We start from the raw sequence: 21,741 nt of genomic DNA on the forward strand, positions 1-21,741 counted from the left end.
TATGCAAACCATCTTGCTGATTGAAGACAATACAGATATTCGTGAAAATACGGCCGAGATCCTGGACCTGGCCGGGTATAAAGTATTAACCGCAGAAAACGGCAAGGTGGGCGTGGAGCTGGCTTTGCAGCAAAAACCCGACCTGGTGATCTGTGATATTATGATGCCGGTGCTGGATGGTTTTGGCGTATTGCATATGCTGCAGCGTAATGATGATATGCAGGATATTCCCTTTATTTTTCTGACGGCCAAAACAGAGCGTGCCGATTTCCGTAAAGGCATGGAAATGGGGGCAGATGACTATATCACTAAACCATTCAGCGGTACAGAGCTGCTGCATGCTATAGAAGGCCGTTTGAAAAAATCCCTGCTGAAGAAACAGGAATTTGCCTCTAACCCCGAAGGGCTGAATAAGCTGATGCAGGCTGCTACGGGCAAAGGATCCCTGCAGCTGCTGTCTGAAGGGCGTAATACAGATAAGTTTAAAAAGAAGCAGGTTATTTACATGGAGGGGAATCACCCTGCCAGCCTGTTCTATGTTCAAAAGGGGAAAGTAAAAACATTTAAGCGGAATGAAGATGGTAAAGAGCTGGTTGTGGAGCTGTATAATGAAGGCGATTTCCTGGGGTACATAGCCCTGCTGGAAGGAACGGTGTATAAAGAAACAGCGGAGGCCATGGAAGAATGTGAAATAGCCGTTATTCCCCGTGAAGACTTTGAAGAGCTGCTGCATAACAATCACGAAGTAGCCGTGCAGTTCATACGGCTGCTGGCCCGCAATATTACCGGCAAAGAGCAGCAGCTACTGGGCCTGGCGTATAATTCCCTGCGCAAAAAAGTGGCTGAAGCGTTAATGCATCTGCACAAAAAATACAGCGGGCGCAAAGAAGGGCCGTTTGCCATTGATATCAGCCGTGATAACCTGGCCGCCATTGCCGGTACGGCTACCGAATCGCTGATCCGCACGCTGGGCGATTTCCGGGAGGAAAAGCTGATCGATATAAAAGATGGGGCCATCGTCATCCTCAATGAAAAAAAGCTGGGCGCCCTGTTGTATTAAGAAAAGGTTTTTTGCAGATAACCGCTAAATTCGGAGCTCAGCTTATCAAAGTTCCCCTGGATAATGATCATTTTCACCTCCAGCCTGTATTGCAGGTCCAGGATCTTTTTCAGCTGGGGACCGTTGGATTGGATCAGCTGCTGCAGCAGGTGCAGCTGCTCTCTTACTTCATGCCGTAGCAGGCTTATCTGGTCATCCATTTTCAGGAACTTGTTCTGGAAATACTCCAGCTGTTCCAGCTCATATGGCTGAAGATCAGCTTCCAGGATGCCCGCCAGCTTTGTTTTAAAGCGTATAATGCCGTCTTCCAGCACTTTTAGCTCGTTTTTCCAGTTTTCGTTATCTGCGATCAGCTCCCCAGTTTTTCCGTTTCTCATTGCTTATTGAAAGTTTTCATGGCAATTTAATACCGTGTTTTCTCCTGACCTATGATGGTGGTCAGTATGCAAAATATCCTACATCAGGATGTTCATATGACTTGGCCTTTTGCCCATAAATCGATAAATTTGCAATAATGAATACATCATTTGACCTGAAGCGGATTGAGCGGATCTCCAAAGCCTTAAGCGATCCTTACCGGATTAAGATCATGGAGGCCATTAAAAAAGAGCCCGACTGGATGCAGTGCGCCGCCGTTATGGATATGCTGGACCTGGCCCAGTCTACCGTTTCCCACCATTTGAAACAGCTGGTGGACGCTGAGCTGCTGCATATGGAAAAGGATGGCCGCTGCACCAAGTATAAGGTGAACCGGGAGGGCTTTAATGACTATGTGGATTTTTTAAGGAAGTTTGAGCGGTAAAAATTTTTTACCTCTATTAATCGAAATATTCCGTTTTGTCGATTTGTTTGCATAGCTTTGTATCAGCAAAAGCGGCAGCGTGGAAATGAAGAATTGACAGGTTTAGATAATTAGCTATAAGGGATCATAAAAAAGGGCCCGGGAAAAGCGTAACTGGCACTACCGGCCCTTTTCTTTACGTTTATTAATCGATTTATTTCGATTAATGAATAAGTTGCTGGCGCTGTTCCATTAAAGCAGATCATATGAGCAACCGTGAAATTGAAAAAATATCCAAAGCCCTGGGCGATCCGTACCGGCTGAAGATTGTGCAGGCCATCTGCAAGGAAGGGTGGATGCAGTGCGGCGCCATTACGGATATGTTAGATCTGGCACAATCGACGGTTTCACACCACACCAAACAGCTGGTGGATGCAGACCTGTTAATAGTTGAAAAAGAAGGCCGTACCATCCGGTACGGTATTAATAAGAGCCGTTTTGAAGCATACCTGCAGCTCCTGCAGCCGTATGCAGCCAAAGCGCCCGCAGATAAACCAATATCTTCTGACAATAATAAAATATCAACAAATGAAAACAACATCTAAACCAGACCTTTCACAAAGTGTGGTACTGGTAACCGGTGCGCTTACCGGTATAGGCCGTGCTACGGCCATTGCATTTGCCCAGGAAGGCGCTAACGTAGTAGTAAGCGGCCGCCGTGATGCAGAAGGGCAGGCCCTGGCCGCAGAGCTGCGTGAGCTGGGTGTAACCGCAGAATATATAAATGCCGATGTAAGAAAAGAAGCGGATGTACAGAACCTGGTTGAGCAAACCGTTGCAAAATTCGGGCGTTTAGACGTAGCCGTTAATAATGCCGGAACAGAAGGGCAGCCCGGCCCGGTAGTGGAGCAAACACCGGAAACTTACGAAGCCATTTTCCAGACCAATGTGCTGGGCGTATTACTGAGCTTAAAGCATGAGCTGAAAGTAATGGTGGCACAGGGGCATGGCAGCATCATCAACGTATCTTCCGTACTAGGCCGGCAGGGCGCCGCAGGCGCATCCGTGTACACAGCCAGCAAACATGCAGTGGAAGGTCTTAGCCGCTCTGCTGCGCTGGAAGTAGCTTCCGCCGGCGTACGTGTGAATGTAATAGCCCCCGGCCCTATTGAAACGGGTATGCTGAACCGCTTTGTAGGTCATAATGAAGAATATAAATCAGGACTGTTATCCGCTGTTCCTGCAAAGCGTGCCGGGTCGCCGGAAGAAGTAGCACAAGCCATTGTGTTCCTGGGCACCAGCAAATCGCTTTTCCTTACCGGCGAATCTATTGCCGTGGATGGAGGTATGCTGGCATAAGGATCCTCATCTTTAATCATATGGGGCAGCTGAATTTATTAAAGCAGGCGGCAGCAGTAGCCGGTTAGCATCAGGTGATGAAATAGCGGTTAGGGTGCAGGCAGGCTTTCCAGTAGTTAACAGCCAGCTCCAGCTGCGCCTTAAGGCCGTCATGGGTATTGGCTTTTTCAAAAAAGCCCTGCACGGTAAGGTCATATGCTTTAGTCACATTCTCCTGCGTGGCGTAATCGCTGAAGAATACAAAGGGGATAGATTTTTTCCGGAGGAAGTCATTGTCGTTTATATGGGCACGTAGTTCCAGGCCATTCATGCCTTCCATTTTAACATCGCAAAGGATCAGGAAAGGCTGCTGGGGAGTTGTAACCAGGTAAACCAGCGCATCCTGTCCGTCATGAAAGCAGTGAGTGTTAATGGCCGGATCAATTTCCTTTAGTATGGCTGAAATAAATTCCTGGTCTTCCAGGTCATTGTCAACGATAAGAATGGGACCACTTACGGGCATAAGTTTAAGAAGTTGTAATGAGTAATAAATTAAAAGCAGTGTTTTCTTTTGTAATTATCAACAACACCTGGTACTAATGACGCACAGGCGGCCGGATGATGGTAAACGGTCTTAGTGAAGATGGCTACGTGTAAGAGTACTGCTGCGTATAAATATAACCATTATTTTATAAAGCAATTGCCCGGTCCGCATTCATGCAGGCCGGGCAACTACTTTTACTGATTGCGTGAAATATTATTGATAAGTTACTTCCAGGGTGATGGGGGTAGCGCTCAGTGCTTTTGAAATGGGGCAATTTTCTTTGGCGCCATTGGCAATGGTTTTAAACTGCTCTTCAGATACGCCTTCAATTTTAGAAGCAGTAAGCTCCAGCTTTATATTGGTGATCTTTGGACCTGCAGCAGGATCCAGTTCTACGGTAGCTTTGGTATCCAGGGTACCGGCGGTAAAGCCAGCCTGGGTAAGCGCAGCGCTCACAGCCATTGTAAAGCATCCTGCATGAGAGGCGCCCAGCAGCTCTTCAGGATTGGTGCCTACACCATCACCAAAACGGGTATTGAAGGAGTATTGCGTTTTATTCAATACCGTGCTTTGTGTAGATATTTCTCCTTTGCCTTCTTTGAGATTGCCCGTCCAATGGGCATTTGCTGTTCTTTTCATATTATGTGATTTTATGGATGTAAAGGTGATGAAATAAAAGGTAAGAAGTTTTAACTAAAGTTAAATTTACATAATTATAATGCTAAATAGTCCATGGTCGATGGTCCATAGCCCATAGTCTGCGGAGTGGTTGGCAGTTGGCAGTCCGCAGTTGGCAGTTGATCCTACTTCACCTTATCCGATGCCGGTACCAACTTCGCTGTAAGATCCGGCTCAGGCATATCTTTATCCAATGGGAACATGGGCCGTTGAATACGTTTATAGCCCAGGCGTTCCAGGTCCTGGTCCACACCGCCGGGTGTTAAGGAAAGCAGCCAGTCAGCCCGCATATTATACAGGTCCGGTTCCAGGTACCCGATCTTTACCACCACAATAGCCGCTTTGCGGGGCTGCAGGTCCAGGTCGGTGAAGTCTTTTTCCTTATGATAGGGTTTTCTTTTTTGGGTAACGATCACGCTTACACTGCCCACCTTTACCACTACTTCTACTTCCGCATCCTTATCGCCTTTTTTAATAGCGGTAACCGTACCTGCCAAATGTACCGGCGGGGCATAACGTGCATCTACCTTTGCGCCGGCATAACCATCCACATGGCCGCCAACACCGGCTGCCAGGGCTTGCTGCACCAGCTCAGGGCCGGGTATGGATGCATAAATTAATGCAGGGCCGTTCTCATTTTTAAATTCAGGCCGTGCTAAGATCTGGGTGATGGTCCAGGTAACATCACCTGCGCCGCCGGCTGTAGGGTTATCGCCGGAATCGCTTATCATAAACGGATGTTTATCGCTGGCCAGCGCTTTATCCAAACATTCTTTGAGATCGCCGGTGGGCGCTACAAAAGCAAAATCCTTACGGGCATTCCAAAAGCCTTTTGCCAGCTGCTCCGCAGTGCTGGTCACTGCTGCTTTATCATCGCCGGTTACCATTACTACGCCATGGTTGCGCGGTTCATCGGCCCAGGCATAACCGATCCAGATAGCGGCATCAATAATACCCGGTTGTCTGGAAGCCGGTGCCACAGCCTTATACACGGTTTTACCGGGCTCTATGCGGGTGCTTGTTTTTTCACCAGGCAGCAGTATAGGAATGGGGATCCAGGCTTTATATGCCGGTTTACCTTTGCCGCTTTCCAGCCTTTCCAGCAGGTTGCTTACAGCGCGCCGTTTGGTTTCCATGGCATCTTCATGCGGCGCCATACGGTAACAGGTAATAAGGTCTGTATTTTCTGCCAGCCGCCAGGATACGTTGCCATGCAGGTCCATGGAGGTGGAGATAAGCGTTTGCTTGCCTATCACTGCGCGGATGCGGGTAATAAGATCTCCTTCCGGATCATCCAGCCCTACCACGCTCATGGCGCCATGTATATCAAAGAACAATCCATCATAGGGCATGTTCTTTTTCAGCGCTTCCAGTGTTTGTGTTACTAACGATTCATATGCTTCGCGGGTAACTGCGCCGCCGGGTAAGGAGCGGCCCATTACTGCAGGCAGCCACAGGGCCTGTTTCCGTAAGGAGGAATCAGGTGCAAAGAATGGGTAAGAGGTAAAGATCTGCTCACCATATTTTGCATGGAATGCGGCTTCATTGGTTAATGCCGGTGAAAAGGTGCTGGATTCTATAGCCAGCCCGGTAATGGCAATACGGGGTAACGGTTTGGCTATAGCCGTTACTGTTATACCGCAGAGGGAAAGTACCAGTAAATATAGTTGCTTCATGGTGGGAACGCTTTGTTCTAAAGTACTCAGAAAAGGGCTAATCTCATAACCCTTATAAAAACTTAGGTGATCCCAGGTCAACAGCGCCGGTATCCGGCCAGGGGCCTTCTGCTATGCTAAGCTCAGCGTGCGGCCAGCTTATCCACTCACTCTTTATATGTGTTGAAATAACCAGGTTATCCAATACTACTTTAATATCATCCAAACGCCATACATCTTCATTGGGATCATTTGCGGTACCTTTTGTGGCATCTACTGCTGCTTGTCCAACCCGCGATATAACCAGCGTGGAACAGGGCGGGCTCCAGCATCCCAAACCGGAAAATACCGCATGCAAACGGCCTGCAATTTCGATACCTCCTACAGAATCCATGGAAACAGCGCAGGTAACCGGCTTCCCGAAAAAGGCAGGCGAATTTTCAAACACACTTACTATTTCAATAAACTTTTGCAGTGGAGAGCTCCAGTTATTCCAGTAAACGCCGGTTATTACAAGAAAGCCGTCATGCGCGGCTAACAGGTTATACACAGCCTTTATATCCGGCATAGGATCTGTTAAGGTGAGTATGGTTGTAATAACACTTTTTTTGCTATCAAGATAGGCCAGCGCTTTGGCTGCAATGCGTCCTGAATTTCCCTGTTTACCTCTTACAGATCCATTTATGATCAGGATCTTCTTGTTGTCTGCCATATAATTTTTTAATTGTTTTATGATGGGATAGCATAGCTGGCCACTAGCCTTTTTTAACGTTACCGCCTGCACGTTGTTTATATGCACCAGGTGTTAAACCCGTGAACCGTTTAAAGACTGTAGCAAAGTACTGTGCATTCTGAAAGCCGGTTTCATAGGCAATACCGGCAATAGACAGCTTTCCTTTCAGCAGGGCTTCCTGCGCTTTTTGAATTTTATACTTTAATACATAATCCAGCGGGGTAGTGCCGGTAGCTTCTTTAAACCAGGTTTTAAAGCGGGAGAGGGATAAACCCGCCTGTGCTGCCAGCTCCGGTAAGACGGCCGGTTCATCCAGATGGCCGCGGATGTAGGCGTCTATCTTATCCATCCGTTCCTCTATCCTGCGTACCGTAGCAGATTGTGAGCAGCTGATCACAGACAGTAAGAAATCTGCCAACAAATGTTGTACATGTATCTGATCCAGCAGGGAGCTGTTTTGTGCATAATGCTGAAACACCTGTTCCAGCGTGGTTTTTAGCTTGCTGTTCCCTTTAAAGTGCCGGGGCAGCTGCAGCAGCTGCCGCTTCCATTCAGCAGCCAGCTTACCGTCGAAATGCAGGAAACGCCGTGCGTTGCGGGTAGTATCCATGTTAATAATGATCCAGTACATTTCTCCCTTTTCTTCCGGGAATTCGCCGGTGCCATGTAATTCACCGGGATAGGTAACAAACAGCTCACCGCCTTTTATTTTATACAGGGTCTTGTTCACTTTATACACCTGTTCCCCCTTACTGCAAAAACAGATCTCCAGCATATGCTGGTGTGAGTGGGCATCCAGCGAGGTGCGGGTTTGTTTGTAATGATATTTCCCCAGCACGGCAATGTCCTTCCAGCCCCATTGGCGGAAGTCAATGATATGGCGCTCTGCGGTGGAATGGATATCTAAGGCCGTACGTTTTGCCATGTATAAAATAGTATTGGAGTACTATGTTGAAATAGTTCTTAAATATACAATAGTACATTTGAACAGGGACAAAAAAAATATATTATGGGGGTTATTACTGCAGCCCAGATCGAAGCCTTTAACCACGATGGTTACCTGGTAATGAACGATCTGCTGACACCGGACGAGATCAATTATTATCGCGATATATACCAGCAATTCCTGGATGATAAGATCAATACAGGTAAGTTCCGTTCAGACCTGGGCGGCTTTTCCGATGGCACCCGGTCGTCCGCTACCCGTGAGCGTATCACCCAGATCATGTTACCGGGCAGGTTATTGCCCTCATTGCTGAATGAGGTATTGCATGTAAGAACGCTGGCTATTGCCAGAGAGCTGTTAGGTGACGATATGGATATGGATTTTGATATGCTGATAGATAAAGCGCCTTTTACCAATACGCCTACACCCTGGCACCAGGACTGCGCTTATTGGATCAGCATGCCGGACACACGTGCCGCCAGCTGCTGGGTAGCGCTGGATGATGCGGTGAAAGATAATGGTTGTATGTGGTACGTACCGGGCTCACACAGGCAGCCTGTTCGCGCACACCGGCCGGCCGGCAGTGGCGGTGGCGCATTGATGTGTGATGCAGAAGAAAAGGAAGGTGTAGCCGTAGAAATAAAAGCAGGTTCCTGCGTATGGCACCAGGGCGCAACGCTGCATTATAGCCGCGGTAACAGTACGGGTAACCGTCGCCGTGCCTTCATTAACAACTTCAGGCCGGCAGCCATGATACAATTTGAGCGGGAGCGTGGCTTTGACCACACAGGTGAGCGGGAGGTGCGTAATACCAGCGCTAAAGACTAACGTTAACAAGCGGGCGGCTGATTATTTTTCTATATTTGTTACATACGCTTGAAACTTTATGAAGAAAAATAATGCCAAAGCTGCTGCCGGCGTAAAGGAAATAGCAAGGCTTGCACAGGTATCCATCGCTACGGTTGACAGGGTGATCCACAACAGGGAAGGAGTGTCGGAGAAAACCAAAACGAAGATACAGGCTATCATAGATAAGCTGGGATACCAGCCCAATGTGCTGGCGCAACGCCTGGCCCTGGCCACCCGCGGCACTATTAACCTGGCAGTATTGCTGCCGGTTATATCCCCGGAAACAGAGTTCTGGCAGGCGCCCAGGGATGGTATCACTAAAGCGGAAAGCGAGATCAAACAATACGGGGTGAACATTCACTACTTTTATTTTGATCAGAATGATGAAAGCACGTTTGAAAAACAAGTGAAGAAGATCATTCGTTTTAAACCGCAGGGCATTTTATTTACGCCTACTTTTCCGGATCCGGCGGTGCAGCTGACAGAGCATAGCAAAAAGGCCGGTATCCCGTATGTGCTCATTAATACTGATATTCCGGGCTATGATGCCATGTGTTATATAGGACCTGAAAGTTTTCACAGCGGTTACCTGGCTGCCCAATTGGTGCACTATTGCACGGCCAGGGATAAGAAAATAGTGATCGCTAAAATAGCCCGGGAAATAAGCACCAACTACGCTATCCTGCGTAAGGAAGAAGGGTTCAGGGCTTATTTTAAAGACCGTAAGCTGGAAAATCCGCTGCTAACGCTGGATTCCAAGGATACAGAGTATGCCGGGGTATCCCGTAAGCTGGCAAAGCTGATCAAACAGGAGCAAAATATTGGAGCCATCTTTGTCACTAACTCGCGTGTATCGCTGGTGGCCCGTTACCTCGAAGCGGCCGGCCGTACGGATATTATTTTGTTAGGCTATGATTTTACAACCGATAATGTACAACACCTTAAAGCAGACAATATAGATTTCCTGATCTGCGAAAAGCCGCAGGAGCAGGGATACCGGGGTATTATGACGCTTTTTCAGCACCTGGTATATTCCAATGTTATAGAGAAAAACTACCTGATGCCTATTGATATTATTACCAGGGAGAACTACCTTTTTTACCGCAACTAACGGTAAGGGATATATAAAGGCATCAGGTGTGAACAGCAAATGCTTATGACCCGTGTTCTTATATATCTTTTACTGGCAGGGTTGCCGGGAATAGCTGTTCCGGCCAGTTCGCAGGAACTATCACCCAAAAAAGAATATGCCGCCATGCTGGTAATCTTAACCAATGCGTTACTGGAACGGCAGGCAGCAGACAGCGCCGGGAATAATACCGGCGGTATCTGGTGTGCGCATTGCAAGGTATGGCATACCCGCGCGGCAGAAGCAGTGTATCCGTTTGCCATTACTGCTGATATTACCGGTGATGCCCGTTACGCGCAGGCTGCAAAACGTGCGGCTGACTGGCTTTTCCGCCAGCAGCAGGCAGATGGCAGCTGGAAAGAAACCCCGGAAGAATGGACAGGCACTACTACCGACCAGCTGCTAATGTTATTGTTAGCCTACGAAAAATTATCCCCGCAATTAACAACCGCACAGCAAATACAATGGCGCAGCAGCATGGAAAAAGCCGCCGCTTATCTTAACAGGGTAATGACGCCGGAATTTGCCAGCATTAATTATGTAGCTACTACTACCGCTACTTTAGCCAAAGCAGGATTAGTGTTACACCAGCATGCCTATACGCAAAAGGCGCGGCAGCTGGCCCGCAGAACGGTTGCCAAAATGGATGAAGACGGGTTCCTGAACGGTGAAGGAGGCCGCAGCCATGGCAATAAAATGGGAGTGGACCTGGGTTATGATATGGAAATGTCGTTATGGGGGCTGGGCCTGTACGCACGCCTGACGGCCGATACGCTGGTAGATGGTTATGTGAAAAGAGCATTGAAAAATCATTTATATTTTATTTATCCCGATGGCTCGCTGGATGCTTCCTGGGGCATCCGCTCCAATAAATGGACTGGGTATGGCAGTGCCACTTCTGATGGCTGCCAGGTTTTATTCAGCCTATATGCTGATGAGGATCCACGTTATGCTAACGCCTCTCTGAGAAATTTGCAATTCCTTCGCAGCAATATAACCGCTGGCCTGATAGGTTATGGCCCGCAGCATGCGGAGCTGTTTAATACGCCGCCCTGTATTTATCCCACCTTTGCCAAAGCCAAGAACCTGGCGCTGGCCTACACGCTGGAAACCAGGGACACACGGCCATTAGCAGCTATTCCGGCTGATAGCAGCAGCTGGATAAAACACTTTACCACGCTGGATGTTATTGAAATACGCACGCAGCAATTCATGGCTACCATTACTGCTTACCGTTATAAAGACCCGGCCGGCGCCAAAGGTAAATACATGTACCGTCCTGATGGTGGTGCTATCAGCCACCTGTGGGCCGCAGGGCATGGCTTTATAACCGCATCCAGCCCTACGGTATATAGCCGGCCGGAGCCTATGAGCTTTCCGGAAGCTCCCGGTGTGCTGCCGCTTACGCCCAGGATAGAATATACGGATAGCGCAGGTTATTTCACCAACCTTTATGAGTTTGACAGCCGTTTATCATTTCATGAAATAGCAAAGGAACAGTATGCCGTAAATGTCAGCGGTGAGCTGAAAGATAAGAATGGGCTTACCGGCGGGGTAGGGTACCAGCTGAACTACCTGTTCACCGACAGTGCGCTGCAAAAAACAATTACCGTTACCTGGCATGATGCCTGGCCGGTAGTGCATGTGATTGAGCCCATTATACAATATGCAGGTATGAGGTTTGAGCAAAAAGATGATCATACCATACTAATCCACGCCGGTAAAAAACAATGGGCGCTCAGGATCTTATCCGGTAAGGCGCGATGGATTACAGGGCGGGAGGCAGCCCGTTACTGGACGCCTTACCCCGCGCTGAAAGCCTGGCCGCTGGAGCTGGAAATACAGCCGGAAGGGGAGGCCATTTCCGGCAGTGTAACCTATTGCCTGCAGGTGTTAAATACACCAGCGGACAAATAAAATGATTAAAAACGGGTACGTACCCGAAAAAGACTTAATTTAGGACCAGATCTTATTTTATCTGTAAAAGTGAAAAACGTAATGCAATTGTTTCCCGTAACCAAAAAAATATTCCACGTCCTGTTCCTGTGCTGCCTGTTCACAGGCGTTACCGGTAGCGTAAAAGCGCAGTGGTATGATGTAACCCGCTATGGTGCAGTAGGGGATAGTACAACAGATAATACAAAAGCCATACAAAAAGCAATAGATGCCTGTGCTGCCACGGGCGGAAAAGTATATTTTCCTGCAGGCAGATTTTTAACCGCTACGCTTTACCTGAAAAGTAATGTTACCCTGCACGTGGCCGCCGGCGCCACTATTCTGGGCCATACGGATACAAAACAATATCCCTACCAGGATGCCGGCATCCGTTTTTATGGAGATGAGTGGGCCAGGCAAAGCCTTATCTTTTGTAAAGACCAGGAGAACGTAGGCGTTGAAGGCAGCGGCACTATTGACGGGCAGGGCGGCGCATTTGTAATTACCACCAATAAGAAACCGGACCGTTACCGCGACCGGCCTTATTTGCTCTGGTTCATCAACTGTAAAAATGTAAAGGTGCGGGATATATCGCTGCGTAACTCCGCCTTCTGGATGCAGCATTACCTGGGTTGTGAATTTGTGTGGATAGAAGGTGTGTGCATCTGGAACCACTCTAATAAGAACAATGATATGATGGATATTGATGGTTGCCGGAATGTACATATTTCCGGTGTAACCGGCGATTCGGATGATGATGGTATTACCATTAAAAGCACCTCTTCCCATATCTCAGAAAATATTACCATCAGCAATTGTGTCATCAGCAGCCATTGTAATGCATTAAAGTTTGGAACAGAATCAACCGGTGGTTTCAGGAACATTGCAGTAAGCAATTGTGTGATCAAACCCTCTGCGCAGCTAAGCACCATTTACGGTAAACCGGCTGGCAACAGCGGCATTTCGCTGGAAATGGTGGATGGCGGTATCATGGAAAATATTACCATCAGCAACATAGTGATAGAAGGGCCGCAGGTGCCGCTGTTTGTACGTTTGGGCAACAGGGCCAGGCCGCATATAAAAGATGCGCCGGTACCTGCGCCGGGCCGTGCGCGTAACATTCACCTGTCTAACATTACTGCTACAGGCGCAGATGAAACAGGCTGCTCTATCAGCGGTATTGCAAAAGCGCCGCTGGAAAATATTTCACTGGAACACATCTACATCGAAACCAAAGGCGATGGGGCAAAGGTGAACCTGTATGAGCCGGTAGTAGAAAAAGAAACAGAATACCCGGAGGCTACTATGTTTGGCAACCTGCCATCATACGGATTCTTTATCCGGTATGCAAAAGATGTGCGCTTGTCTGACATTACACTGCGTAATGCAGGAAAAGAAACACGTCCGGGTGTAGTGGTAGCACAAACGCAGCAGTTCACCCTGAACGGGCTGGATGTGCAAACCGGCAGCAGCACACCCGCTGCCGTGTACATTAATAACAGTAAGGAGGGTATCATAAGCAACAGCCGCAATGCTTACCCGGTGCAGCGTGTATGGATCAAGGATCAACAATCCATCAACATTAAAGCAGATGAAGCAGCAAAGTAAAATAACTGGCCTGTTAAGCATGGCTTTATTGCTGCTGCATACCGCGGTAGCGCAGCATGCACCTGCATTGGCATTGGCCTGCAAGGTGGCTGACCGGCTTATAAATGATACCCGTTTTGAATGGAGCTGGGAACCGCAAAAAGAAGTGCTGGGCATGCAGGTAATTGATCCCAGGTCTTTGAATGCAGCACAGGGCGCTTATGCGCTTCGTTTTGCCGATGCAATGGCAGATACCCTGGTTCGCTTTGGCATTACCAGCGCAGGCCCGGTACAGGTATGGATCAACCAGCAGCGGGTGTATGAACAGGATGCTGCCAATGTGGTAAACCCTAAAGAGATTGCCTACAACCGTTTTACCTTCAATAAATATTTTACCGCCCCGCTGCATAAAGGGAAAAATGAAATACTGATCCATACCCGTTCGCGGGCGGTTATTTTTTTACGCGCAATAACAGCTGCAGGCGATGAGGAAACAGCGGTAAAGTTCAGCGCGCAGCCCTGGTTATACACCAGGCAGGCAGTGCAGGCTACACAACCCGTATTTAATCCGCAGGGAGCCTATGCCTATTGGCAAACAGCGCCGCAACGCTGGCTGCCGGAGCTGTTGATCGACAGTACTGCGGCCTACCAGCGGGAATCCTATGCTAACTGGCATTACTCCCACGGCACTGCTGTATGGACCTTATTAGCTTTGCAACAGGCAACAAACAACAGCCGTTATAGCAACTTTGTAAAAAGATATACCCGGTTCCTGTTCGATAACTATTCTAATCTTCAGTTTCAATACGATTCCCTTTATGCCTGGCGGGGCAGCTACCACCGTGTATTCCGGCGCACCATGCTGGATGATGCCGGGGCGGCTGCCCTGCCTTTTGCAGCCCTGTACCAAAAGGAAAAAGATGCTGTGGCTTATAGCACTTTACTGGGGCCCTTGCTGCAGTATATAACGGATAAGCAGGTACGCTTACCGGATAGCACTTTTTGCCGCCCTGAGCCGCTTGAATTTACGGTATGGGCCGACGACCTGTTTATGAGCGTACCCTTCCTGGTGATCATGAGCCAGGCCACCGGTAAGCAGCAGTACCTGGAAGACGCCGTAAAACAGGTGCTGCAGTTCCGGAAATATTTGTACAATCCGCAAACCGGCTTATACAAACACGGCTGGTTCAGTACTACCCGCCGGCAGTCAGTAGCCTACTGGGGCCGCGCCAACGGCTGGATAGCATGGGCCACGGTAGTGCTGCTGGAAGCATTGCCGGATACACATCCCGCCTATACGAAAATATTAAGATCCTTTCAGCAGCATATGGCCAGCTTGTTACGCTACCAGGCAGCAAGCGGCAGGTGGCATCAGCTCATAAACTGTACGGCCAGTTATGAGGAAACTTCCTGTACTGCCATTTTTGCCTATGCTATGGCTAAAGGCCTGCAGCATGGCTGGCTGGCTCCGGGTTTTAAACAGCATGCCTTACAGGCCTGGGAAGGAGTAGCGGCTAACATAGACAGCACTGGTGTGGTGCATGGTATTTGCCAGGGCACGGAAATAGGTGCAGATGAAAAATTCTATATAAACCGGAAAACGGTTAATAACGATCCCCGTGGCCTGGGCGCGGTGATCATGGCAGGAATAGCAATCGCGGAACTTAAACCATAATATTCATTGCGGCAAACATTTTTATACCTGTTTGGGATCATGTTCCTTTGCGCCTGCGGTAAACAGCCGCAGAACTACCTGTTTGATATGGGCAGTGAACAGCAGGCCGCAACGCCGGGTTATACCCGCATTACACCTCCCATGCAGTACAATGCGCAAAAAGGTTTTGGATGGCTGCAGGCGCCGGCAGGCACATTTGATACTGCCAATGAAAAATTATACAGCCCCATTTTCCGCAGCGGCGTATGGGCAAAAGACAGCCTGGTGTTCCGGGCAGATGTGCCGGCCGGTGATTACTTTATGATCCTGAGCCTGGGCTGCAAAGATTCTGTGGACCTGAAAATGACGGTGGCCGTAGATCACAGGCCCCTGCCGGATACCATTAACACGCCCCTGTACCGCTTGCCTTATCATACCTTACGCAGGAAAATAACGCTGAAAGAAGCCAATACGGTCATAAGCATCAGGGGGCAGGGCACCCCGGTAGGTTTATATGCGCTGGAATTAAGGCCGTGTACCCGTAACCGTGACATACAGTTTGATACCCCTTTGGATGAAGATACAGCTGCAGTAGAACAGTTCCTGCAACAGCCGGACAGTAACAATATAGCCTTTGCCAACCAGGCAGATATATGCCGCAAATACTTGCTGGCCTGTAAATATTTTGAAGGTGGCGGCTGGTCATGGGCGGTACAGGAAACCGGGCTAAGTTTAATATACCGTATGAATGCCGCAGCCGATCTGCTGGAGCAGGTAACCGCTGATGCAGACGATCCCTTGTATAACCGCGCCCAGTACCTGCTGGCGCGCACTTACTACTGGCTGGACCAGGAAGATGATAACACATGGCAGCAGGCAAGGGCCCGGGAGCTTTTTAAAAAATTACAGCAAACTTACCCGGATAATAATCTGCTTAAAATGTATACCGGACAAAAGGTAATGGATACCTGTAATATACCGGGAGCCCCGCAAAACGCGCCCTTGTGGGCCGTGTACCAGCGGGAAGTAATGTACCGTTTATTAAAGATCATTCACTGGTGGGTAGGCGTAAAACAAACAGCTAATGGAGAGATGGGCGGCAAGTACGGGGATGATGTGGAAATGCTGCGCTGGTGGCTTCCGCCGGTGCTGGGTGCAGATGACAGCCTGGCCCTCGTGGGCTATACCCGCCTGGCAGATGGGGTTTGGAACAGCGGCGTGCTGGAACGCGGTTTTGCAAAAAGAATAGATGATGTGGAACATGCAGCAGAGCTTTTCAGGGATACGCATCCCGGTATGTTCCTGATCAGATACGGCGATCCGGAATACGTGGAAAGATGTTTGACGAGCATGCAGAATTTCAGGGATGTGTGGACCGGCATTACTTCCATGGGGCACCGGCATTTCCGTTCTTACTATTTATCTGCCACAGCAGTATCAGCATATTATCCGTATGATGTGGATGTAGCTATGAATGCAAGAGCGCTGCTGCCCGGTTTATGGGCCGCCTGGTATAACAACAATCCCACGTTAATAAAATTATTGAGTGAATGGGGACAGGCATGGATAACCGATGCCAACAGGGCCACCAATGGCAAGCCGGCGGGAGTGATCCCGTCGGCCGTGGCCTTTGAAGGTGATAAAATAGGCGGCCATTCCGCACAGTGGTATAACCCGCAGCTTACCTACACGTATTACAACTGGGATCACCTGGGGCATGTGAATGAGCTGCAATATTTGCTGGCAGGGCTATACGCGCTTACGCAAAAGCAAATTTTTTTGCAGACCATTAACACCAATGCAAGGTTAATGACGCAGCCCCTGCAGGAAAAAGATACTGCAACCGGATCGCTGTATTGGGTACGGCAACAGCTGCTTAGCGGCGGTATAGATCATACAGCCGGCAGCAACCCAATGGGCAAGCTGTTTGCCATGGCGCGGCAGCTCAGTAACAGCAGCCGTTATGATACATTGGTGGATCAATATGGCGCGCATTATAACCGGTATACACTGCATCATGATAAAAAAGTAATTGAACAGGGACTGGAAGAAATGCTGAACAGCTTACGCTACAATTTTCCTTTGCTGACCAGCGAAGTAAAATTTACAGATCGCGTATACATTCCCAATAACAGCTTATTATCCGGTATGTACCTGGGCCATTTTGGCGCAGGGTATGAATATCCCAGCCTGCTGGCTTCCTGGAAAAATACCGGTAAGGATGTAGCCATCCTTGTGAATGGCGGCGATCAGCACTTTTTACAGGCAACCCTATACAATTTTGGGCAGGAGAGAAGGGTGCAATTACGCAGCTGGCAGCTGCAGCCCGGCCGGTACAGCGTAAGCACCGGTCTTGATAAGAATGAGGATGATAACATGGATGAAGCACTTACTACAGATACCATCACCATTACGGAACGGGTAAAAGACATTTCACTTACCCTGCCCGGCCAACAGCTGCTGATAGTAACTGTAAAACAGCTGCAGGCTTACCCCGGTAGCCCTGCGCCTAAAGCGGATCCCGGGCTTACCGCTAAGGATATTGTGATAAGACCAGGCGCCGGAAATAACATGTATGTGGTACAGATCACTATCCATAATATTGGAAATGCGGCAGCCCTGAACAGCCGGGTAAAATTTTATGTGGATGATGTGGTGGAAGATAGCACAGTGATCACTTCACTGGAAACGCCTGATGATCTGCAGTCAAGCACGCAGCAATTATTGTTTCACTGGAAAGCGGCTCCCGGAAAGCATTTGGTAAGAATTAAAATTGACGGAGAACAACCGGAAATCACAGTGTTGAATAACGAAGCTGCTTTATATTTCACGGCAGATCATAACACGAAAGAATAATATTTTTATGTTTTTTGTATTTTCCGGGTACGTTACCGAAAAATTGTTTTATATTAGAGTTATCGAGTTTATAGAGGAAGTTTTTCTTTTTTTTGATCCGGAGTATTACAATAAATTGGGGGGACATTTTTTAAATTACCGGAAGCGAGCCAACGTCTAAATCAGCGAAGTAAAATTTAGGACATTAAGTAATGACTGTTTATAGAAAGATATTTCTATTACTGGCCATGCTATTGCATGGAATGTACGCCACGAGTGCAGTAGTGCCGGTGCTGCCTTACCCGCAGCAGGTAAGCATAGGGCCGGAGAAAGTAGATTTTCCCGCACAGCTGCGTTTACACGGTATAGGAACGGATGCGCTGATGAACGCCCGCCTGGACGCACACTGGAAATTATTTGCAGCTACCGCAAAAGCAGGCGCCGGTCAGCCAACTACAGTTAACCTGGTATTGTTAGGTAAAGATAAAGGTGCAGATGCTTTGGTACGCCAGTATGCAGCAGCTGGCATCACGACTATTGGGCAGGAGGGATACATACTGGTAATGAATGAGCAGTACCGTTTCATTGCCGCCAATACGGAAACCGGTTTATTCTACGGGTTACAAACACTGAAACAGCTTACACGCGCTGGCTGGCAAACCGCGTTAACGATTGTTGACTGGCCGGCTTACAGCCGCCGCGTGATCTTTGATGATATCAGCCGCGGACCCATTTCCACCGTAGCCTATATAAAAGAGCAGATAGCGCGGATGGCGGAGCTGAAGATCAACTACCTTTCCTTTTACATAGAGCATGTGGTGCAGCCGCTTTCCCACCCGGATTTTGCGCCGGAGAACGGGAAGCTGACCATTGCACAGATCAAAGAGCTATCGGCTTATGCAGCCACCTATCATATGCAGCTGATCGGCAGCTTTCAGTCGTTCGGGCATTTTGAAAAAATACTTTCACTGCCGCAGTACCGCTCCATGGGCGAAACATCCAGCTTAATATCACCACTGAGCCCTAAGGCGCGGCAGTTCCTTTCAGACGTGATCGGCGAGCTATGCGATGCTTTTAGCGCCCCCTGGTTTAATGTAAACTGTGATGAAACATTCGGACTGGGAAAAGGATATTCAAAAGCGTATGTAGATAGCGTGGGCGTAGCAAAATACTATGCAGATCACCTGCAGTTCCTATACGATGTGGTAAAAAAGCATGGTAAGAAAATTATGATGTGGGGCGATATTGCTCTGCAGCATGAGGAAGTGCTGGACCTGCTGCCTAAAGATGTGATCTACCTGAGCTGGGAGTATGGCGATCAGCAGAATTATGATGCCTGGACACAACCCTTTGCCAAACGCAAGCTGGAGTTTATGGTATGTTCTGGCATCCTCAACTCTTACCGCATGTTCCCGGATATGGTAATGGCCAAAGCCAACATTGACGGCTTTTACCGGCAGGGTAAGCGGGATGGTGCTACCGGCGCTTTCGCCACCATCTGGGATGATGGCGGTACTTACCTGTTCTCTGCCGACTGGTATGGCGTATATGTATCCGCGGAAAAAAGCTGGAACCTGGATACTGCAAACACTGCGTCGTTTGACCAGCGTTATGAAACCTGCGCTTATGAAAGCAGCAACGGCAATTATGTGAAAGCATTGTTCACGCTGATGCAGCTGCGGGCATTACCGCTTACCTATAACCTGAACGACCAGCTATGGCAGCAGAAGATATTACCGGACAGCGGTAAAAAACTGATCCTGAACAATGCATCTGCCACGGAAGCTTTGCAGATCGTTAACCAGGCCGAGGGATATATTACTGCGGCTAATCCGCATAGTCATGCAGCAGACATCAGCGCCTTACAATTTGCCATCCGGCAATACAAGCTAATGATCACCACCCGCCTGATCATAGCGGATGTTGTTAAAAAATATAGTGCGTCAACCCATATGCTCCGTGAACAGGCTGTAACAGTTGTTACAGCCTGCGCGGATACTTTGCATGCGCTGAATGAGCGTTACAAAGCAGCCGCTCAATGGTTTCAGCAGGCCTGGCTGCAGGAGAACCAGCCTTACTGGTTGAACGTAGTAATGCAGCCGTATGAGAAAAAGAGTAATGCCCTGGCTGCGCTGGAACAGCAGCTGCGGCAGGCCGTAGTGCAGGGCAAGCTGCCACCCGTTAACAGAACGCGCTTAAATATTATGGTTACAGACCGTACTTATTTTAAGAACTGGATGTTATGCGGTCCTCTACCGGTTAAGGAATATGGAGTGATACCCGGTTTTTTATATGCACCGTCAAAGGAAGAGGATGTACCGCCCTCACCGGGAGATTTTATTCATTACCAGGATAAGATCTACCGCTGGCAAAAATTTCCTTCCATGGATGGAGGGATTGTAGACCTGGATGAGAATTATCACTATAAAGGCGGCGCTGCTATCACCTATGCCTATTGCCAGATCAAAACAGACAGCGCCGCCACTGTGAAAGCGTTTCTGGATGCCGCTAATAATGCAGTGCTGTACTGCAATGGCATAGCCTGTAAAAGCACGGGCAGCGGTACAGCGCGCGAGGTGCAGCTGCCCTTAAAGAAAGGGGTGAACCATCTGCTCATTAAATTAGTTAATAACAGGCAGGCGCCCTGGAATTTTACCTTCCGCCTGCAGGATAACATCGCGGTCACCAATCATAAACATAAATACCAACTGAATGCTAAAAGCACCAAATATGAAGTGGATTAATAAAACGGTATTTACGGCCTGCATGGCTGGCGCTTTGCTGGGCGCCCAGCAGGTGAATGGGCAGCTGAAGAAAGAAGAGGTCATTACCGCTATTAATGAAACCGCGGGTTATGTATCCGGTGTGCTGCTGGATGAAGAAGGAAAGTCGCGCTGTGATTATAACCTTACAGAAGGTAAGTGGTATCCCTACGAAGTGCCCTGGCATACGGGGCAGGCAGTGAACGCGCTGCTGGCAGCGTATAAGGTTACGCATAATGAGGCTTACCTGGATGCCGCCAAAAAGGGCGGTAACTACTGGATCGGCATGGAAATAAAAGACAATCCCAAACTGAATGGCATGGTAAGGGCCATTCATGGCGATGTGCTGGGACCGGATTTTGTGGTGTTTGCCACTGTATCAGATGGTACACCTGGCATCTATGAGCTGTCTAAAGTAACCAAAGATCCGAAGTATGCGCAGGTGGCCACCAACGCTGCTGCCTGGATGATGAAGAACATGTATGATAAGGATAAAGGTATCTGTTACGATAACCTGAACATAATAACAGGGGAGGTGCTGAAAGAATACAGTCCTTTCTGGAAACAGAAGGCTATGAAAGACCAGGAGCTGTATGATGTATCGCGTCCTAACACAGAAGGCTCCCTGTTTAAAGATGCCTATGAATTTTCAAAGGATACGGCTTTCCGCAATGCATTCATTGTGCTGTGTAACAGCCTGCTGAAGCTGCAGGGGCCGGATGGAGTATGGATGCGGTTTATGCCCAATTCAGAAGAGGAGCATTCTTTTCATCCCCGTTTTTCACTCTGGTATGCGGAATCATTGATAGAAGCGTATAAGCTTACCGGTGATAAAAAATACCTGGAAGGAGCTGCGCACACTGCCCGCACGTTTGCAAAAGCGCAGAAAAAAGACGGTACCATTTACTACGATAACTATACCAATGGCCGCGCTTCCGACAAAGGCTCTGCTACCGGTTCTGCAGCGGCGCTGGCAGGTATTGTATGGATAGCGCTGTCGGAAAATGGCTACAAGGAATTTGATAAGCATATAGAAAAATCAGCAACATGGTTAATGAAGAACCGCTATGCACTAGACCATCCGGATCCTAATCTGCGGGGCGCGGTGCTGGAAACCCGCACCCGTTCCAAAGATGGAAAAATATGGCTCACCAACCGGGATATCGGGACCTCTTTTGCAGTAAGGTTCTTTGCAGATTACCTCGCATTTAAGTACAAATAAGTATGTCGTTCATTTTATCAATCCAAAACTATC

18 protein-coding genes are annotated in these 21,741 nt (G+C 48.5%); 12 read left to right on the forward strand and 6 right to left on the reverse strand.

The features are described 5' to 3' along the window. The first annotated feature begins 1 nt into the window (after position 1). Entirely contained in the window at positions 2 to 1,060 is a 1,059-nt protein-coding gene (locus tag BMZ54_RS07550; RefSeq protein ID WP_089908636.1) for a response regulator, read from the forward strand. On the opposite strand, the gene BMZ54_RS07555 is transcribed toward BMZ54_RS07550, so the two are convergent. Beyond that, positions 1,057 to 1,437, reverse strand: a complete 381-nt coding sequence (locus BMZ54_RS07555; RefSeq protein WP_089908638.1) for a hypothetical protein — start codon at positions 1,435 to 1,437, stop codon at positions 1,057 to 1,059. The genes BMZ54_RS07550 and BMZ54_RS07555 overlap by 4 nt on opposite strands. 137 nt (positions 1,438 to 1,574) lie before the next feature. On the opposite strand from BMZ54_RS07555, the gene BMZ54_RS07560 reads away from it, so the two are divergent. From BMZ54_RS07560 to BMZ54_RS07570, 3 genes are all read left to right on the forward strand, one after another. Beyond that, positions 1,575 to 1,862: an ArsR/SmtB family transcription factor gene (locus BMZ54_RS07560; protein WP_089908640.1), complete on the forward strand. Its 288-nt coding sequence runs from the start codon at positions 1,575 to 1,577 to the stop codon at positions 1,860 to 1,862. Between the two features lie 245 nt (positions 1,863 to 2,107). Continuing rightward, on the forward strand, positions 2,108 to 2,446 hold the full coding sequence (locus BMZ54_RS07565; protein WP_089908643.1) for an ArsR/SmtB family transcription factor: 339 nt from the start codon (positions 2,108 to 2,110) through the stop codon (positions 2,444 to 2,446). Further along, entirely contained in the window at positions 2,430 to 3,200 is a 771-nt protein-coding gene (locus BMZ54_RS07570; RefSeq protein ID WP_089908646.1) for an SDR family NAD(P)-dependent oxidoreductase, read from the forward strand. Before BMZ54_RS07565 ends, BMZ54_RS07570 begins: the two co-directional genes overlap by 17 nt. A gap of 70 nt (positions 3,201 to 3,270) precedes the next feature. Here BMZ54_RS07570 and BMZ54_RS07575 read toward each other — a convergent pair whose 3' ends face one another. The 5 genes from BMZ54_RS07575 to BMZ54_RS07595 form a co-directional block, all read right to left on the reverse strand. Then, entirely contained in the window at positions 3,271 to 3,702 is a 432-nt protein-coding gene (locus BMZ54_RS07575; protein ID WP_089908649.1) for a response regulator, read from the reverse strand. 234 nt (positions 3,703 to 3,936) lie between these two features. Continuing rightward, complete coding sequence (locus BMZ54_RS07580; protein WP_089908652.1) at positions 3,937 to 4,362, reverse strand: OsmC family protein; 426 nt, start codon at positions 4,360 to 4,362, stop codon at positions 3,937 to 3,939. Positions 4,363 to 4,526: 164 nt separating this feature from the next. Beyond that, on the reverse strand, positions 4,527 to 6,077 hold the full coding sequence (locus BMZ54_RS07585) for a M81 family metallopeptidase (protein WP_089908654.1): 1,551 nt from the start codon (positions 6,075 to 6,077) through the stop codon (positions 4,527 to 4,529). Between the two features lie 52 nt (positions 6,078 to 6,129). Next, complete coding sequence (locus BMZ54_RS07590) at positions 6,130 to 6,768, reverse strand: NAD(P)H-dependent oxidoreductase (RefSeq protein ID WP_089908657.1); 639 nt, start codon at positions 6,766 to 6,768, stop codon at positions 6,130 to 6,132. 43 nt (positions 6,769 to 6,811) lie between these two features. After that, entirely contained in the window at positions 6,812 to 7,714 is a 903-nt protein-coding gene (locus BMZ54_RS07595; protein WP_089908660.1) for an AraC family transcriptional regulator, read from the reverse strand. A gap of 84 nt (positions 7,715 to 7,798) precedes the next feature. Here BMZ54_RS07595 and BMZ54_RS07600 point away from each other — a divergent pair, with 84 nt between their 5' ends. The 8 genes from BMZ54_RS07600 to BMZ54_RS07635 all read left to right on the forward strand — a co-directional run bounded on the left by BMZ54_RS07600 (position 7,799) and on the right by BMZ54_RS07635 (position 21,708). After that, positions 7,799 to 8,563, forward strand: a complete 765-nt coding sequence (locus BMZ54_RS07600; protein WP_089908663.1) for a phytanoyl-CoA dioxygenase family protein — start codon at positions 7,799 to 7,801, stop codon at positions 8,561 to 8,563. Positions 8,564 to 8,621: 58 nt separating this feature from the next. Continuing rightward, a complete protein-coding gene (locus BMZ54_RS07605) occupies positions 8,622 to 9,695 on the forward strand; it encodes a LacI family DNA-binding transcriptional regulator (protein WP_089908667.1) in 1,074 nt (357 codons plus the stop codon). 45 nt (positions 9,696 to 9,740) lie between these two features. Then, positions 9,741 to 11,630 (forward strand): ulvan lysase-like protein, encoded by a 1,890-nt coding sequence (locus BMZ54_RS07610; protein WP_089908670.1) that lies wholly within the window; start codon positions 9,741 to 9,743, stop codon positions 11,628 to 11,630. 81 nt (positions 11,631 to 11,711) lie between these two features. Beyond that, positions 11,712 to 13,256, forward strand: coding sequence for a glycoside hydrolase family 28 protein (locus tag BMZ54_RS07615; RefSeq protein WP_089908673.1), 1,545 nt, complete (start codon positions 11,712 to 11,714; stop codon positions 13,254 to 13,256). Then, a complete protein-coding gene (locus tag BMZ54_RS07620) occupies positions 13,240 to 14,910 on the forward strand; it encodes a glycoside hydrolase family 88/105 protein (RefSeq protein WP_162277494.1) in 1,671 nt (556 codons plus the stop codon). Before BMZ54_RS07615 ends, BMZ54_RS07620 begins: the two co-directional genes overlap by 17 nt. A 6-nt stretch (positions 14,911 to 14,916) precedes the next feature. Then, positions 14,917 to 17,745 (forward strand): CARDB domain-containing protein, encoded by a 2,829-nt coding sequence (locus tag BMZ54_RS07625; protein ID WP_089908679.1) that lies wholly within the window; start codon positions 14,917 to 14,919, stop codon positions 17,743 to 17,745. Between the two features lie 242 nt (positions 17,746 to 17,987). Then, positions 17,988 to 20,468 (forward strand): glycoside hydrolase family 20 zincin-like fold domain-containing protein, encoded by a 2,481-nt coding sequence (locus BMZ54_RS07630; protein WP_202909176.1) that lies wholly within the window; start codon positions 17,988 to 17,990, stop codon positions 20,466 to 20,468. Further along, on the forward strand, positions 20,455 to 21,708 hold the full coding sequence (locus tag BMZ54_RS07635) for a hypothetical protein (protein WP_089908684.1): 1,254 nt from the start codon (positions 20,455 to 20,457) through the stop codon (positions 21,706 to 21,708). Before BMZ54_RS07630 ends, BMZ54_RS07635 begins: the two co-directional genes overlap by 14 nt. Positions 21,709 to 21,741: the final 33 nt, after the last annotated feature.

This window comes from Chitinophaga rupis (assembly GCF_900109685.1).
Lineage (GTDB): Bacteria > Bacteroidota > Bacteroidia > Chitinophagales > Chitinophagaceae > Chitinophaga > Chitinophaga rupis.

Coding starts and splice junctions, on each gene's coding strand:
- BMZ54_RS07550 (WP_089908636.1), top strand. CDS start 2: ATGCAAACCATCTTGCTGATTGAAGACAATACAGATATTCGTGAAAAT.
- BMZ54_RS07555 (WP_089908638.1), bottom strand. CDS start 1,437: ATGAGAAACGGAAAAACTGGGGAGCTGATCGCAGATAACGAAAACTGG.
- BMZ54_RS07560 (WP_089908640.1), top strand. CDS start 1,575: ATGAATACATCATTTGACCTGAAGCGGATTGAGCGGATCTCCAAAGCC.
- BMZ54_RS07565 (WP_089908643.1), top strand. CDS start 2,108: ATGAGCAACCGTGAAATTGAAAAAATATCCAAAGCCCTGGGCGATCCG.
- BMZ54_RS07570 (WP_089908646.1), top strand. CDS start 2,430: ATGAAAACAACATCTAAACCAGACCTTTCACAAAGTGTGGTACTGGTA.
- BMZ54_RS07575 (WP_089908649.1), bottom strand. CDS start 3,702: ATGCCCGTAAGTGGTCCCATTCTTATCGTTGACAATGACCTGGAAGAC.
- BMZ54_RS07580 (WP_089908652.1), bottom strand. CDS start 4,362: ATGAAAAGAACAGCAAATGCCCATTGGACGGGCAATCTCAAAGAAGGC.
- BMZ54_RS07585 (WP_089908654.1), bottom strand. CDS start 6,077: ATGAAGCAACTATATTTACTGGTACTTTCCCTCTGCGGTATAACAGTA.
- BMZ54_RS07590 (WP_089908657.1), bottom strand. CDS start 6,768: ATGGCAGACAACAAGAAGATCCTGATCATAAATGGATCTGTAAGAGGT.
- BMZ54_RS07595 (WP_089908660.1), bottom strand. CDS start 7,714: ATGGCAAAACGTACGGCCTTAGATATCCATTCCACCGCAGAGCGCCAT.
- BMZ54_RS07600 (WP_089908663.1), top strand. CDS start 7,799: ATGGGGGTTATTACTGCAGCCCAGATCGAAGCCTTTAACCACGATGGT.
- BMZ54_RS07605 (WP_089908667.1), top strand. CDS start 8,622: ATGAAGAAAAATAATGCCAAAGCTGCTGCCGGCGTAAAGGAAATAGCA.
- BMZ54_RS07610 (WP_089908670.1), top strand. CDS start 9,741: ATGACCCGTGTTCTTATATATCTTTTACTGGCAGGGTTGCCGGGAATA.
- BMZ54_RS07615 (WP_089908673.1), top strand. CDS start 11,712: ATGCAATTGTTTCCCGTAACCAAAAAAATATTCCACGTCCTGTTCCTG.
- BMZ54_RS07620 (WP_162277494.1), top strand. CDS start 13,240: ATGAAGCAGCAAAGTAAAATAACTGGCCTGTTAAGCATGGCTTTATTG.
- BMZ54_RS07630 (WP_202909176.1), top strand. CDS start 17,988: ATGTACGCCACGAGTGCAGTAGTGCCGGTGCTGCCTTACCCGCAGCAG.
- BMZ54_RS07635 (WP_089908684.1), top strand. CDS start 20,455: ATGAAGTGGATTAATAAAACGGTATTTACGGCCTGCATGGCTGGCGCT.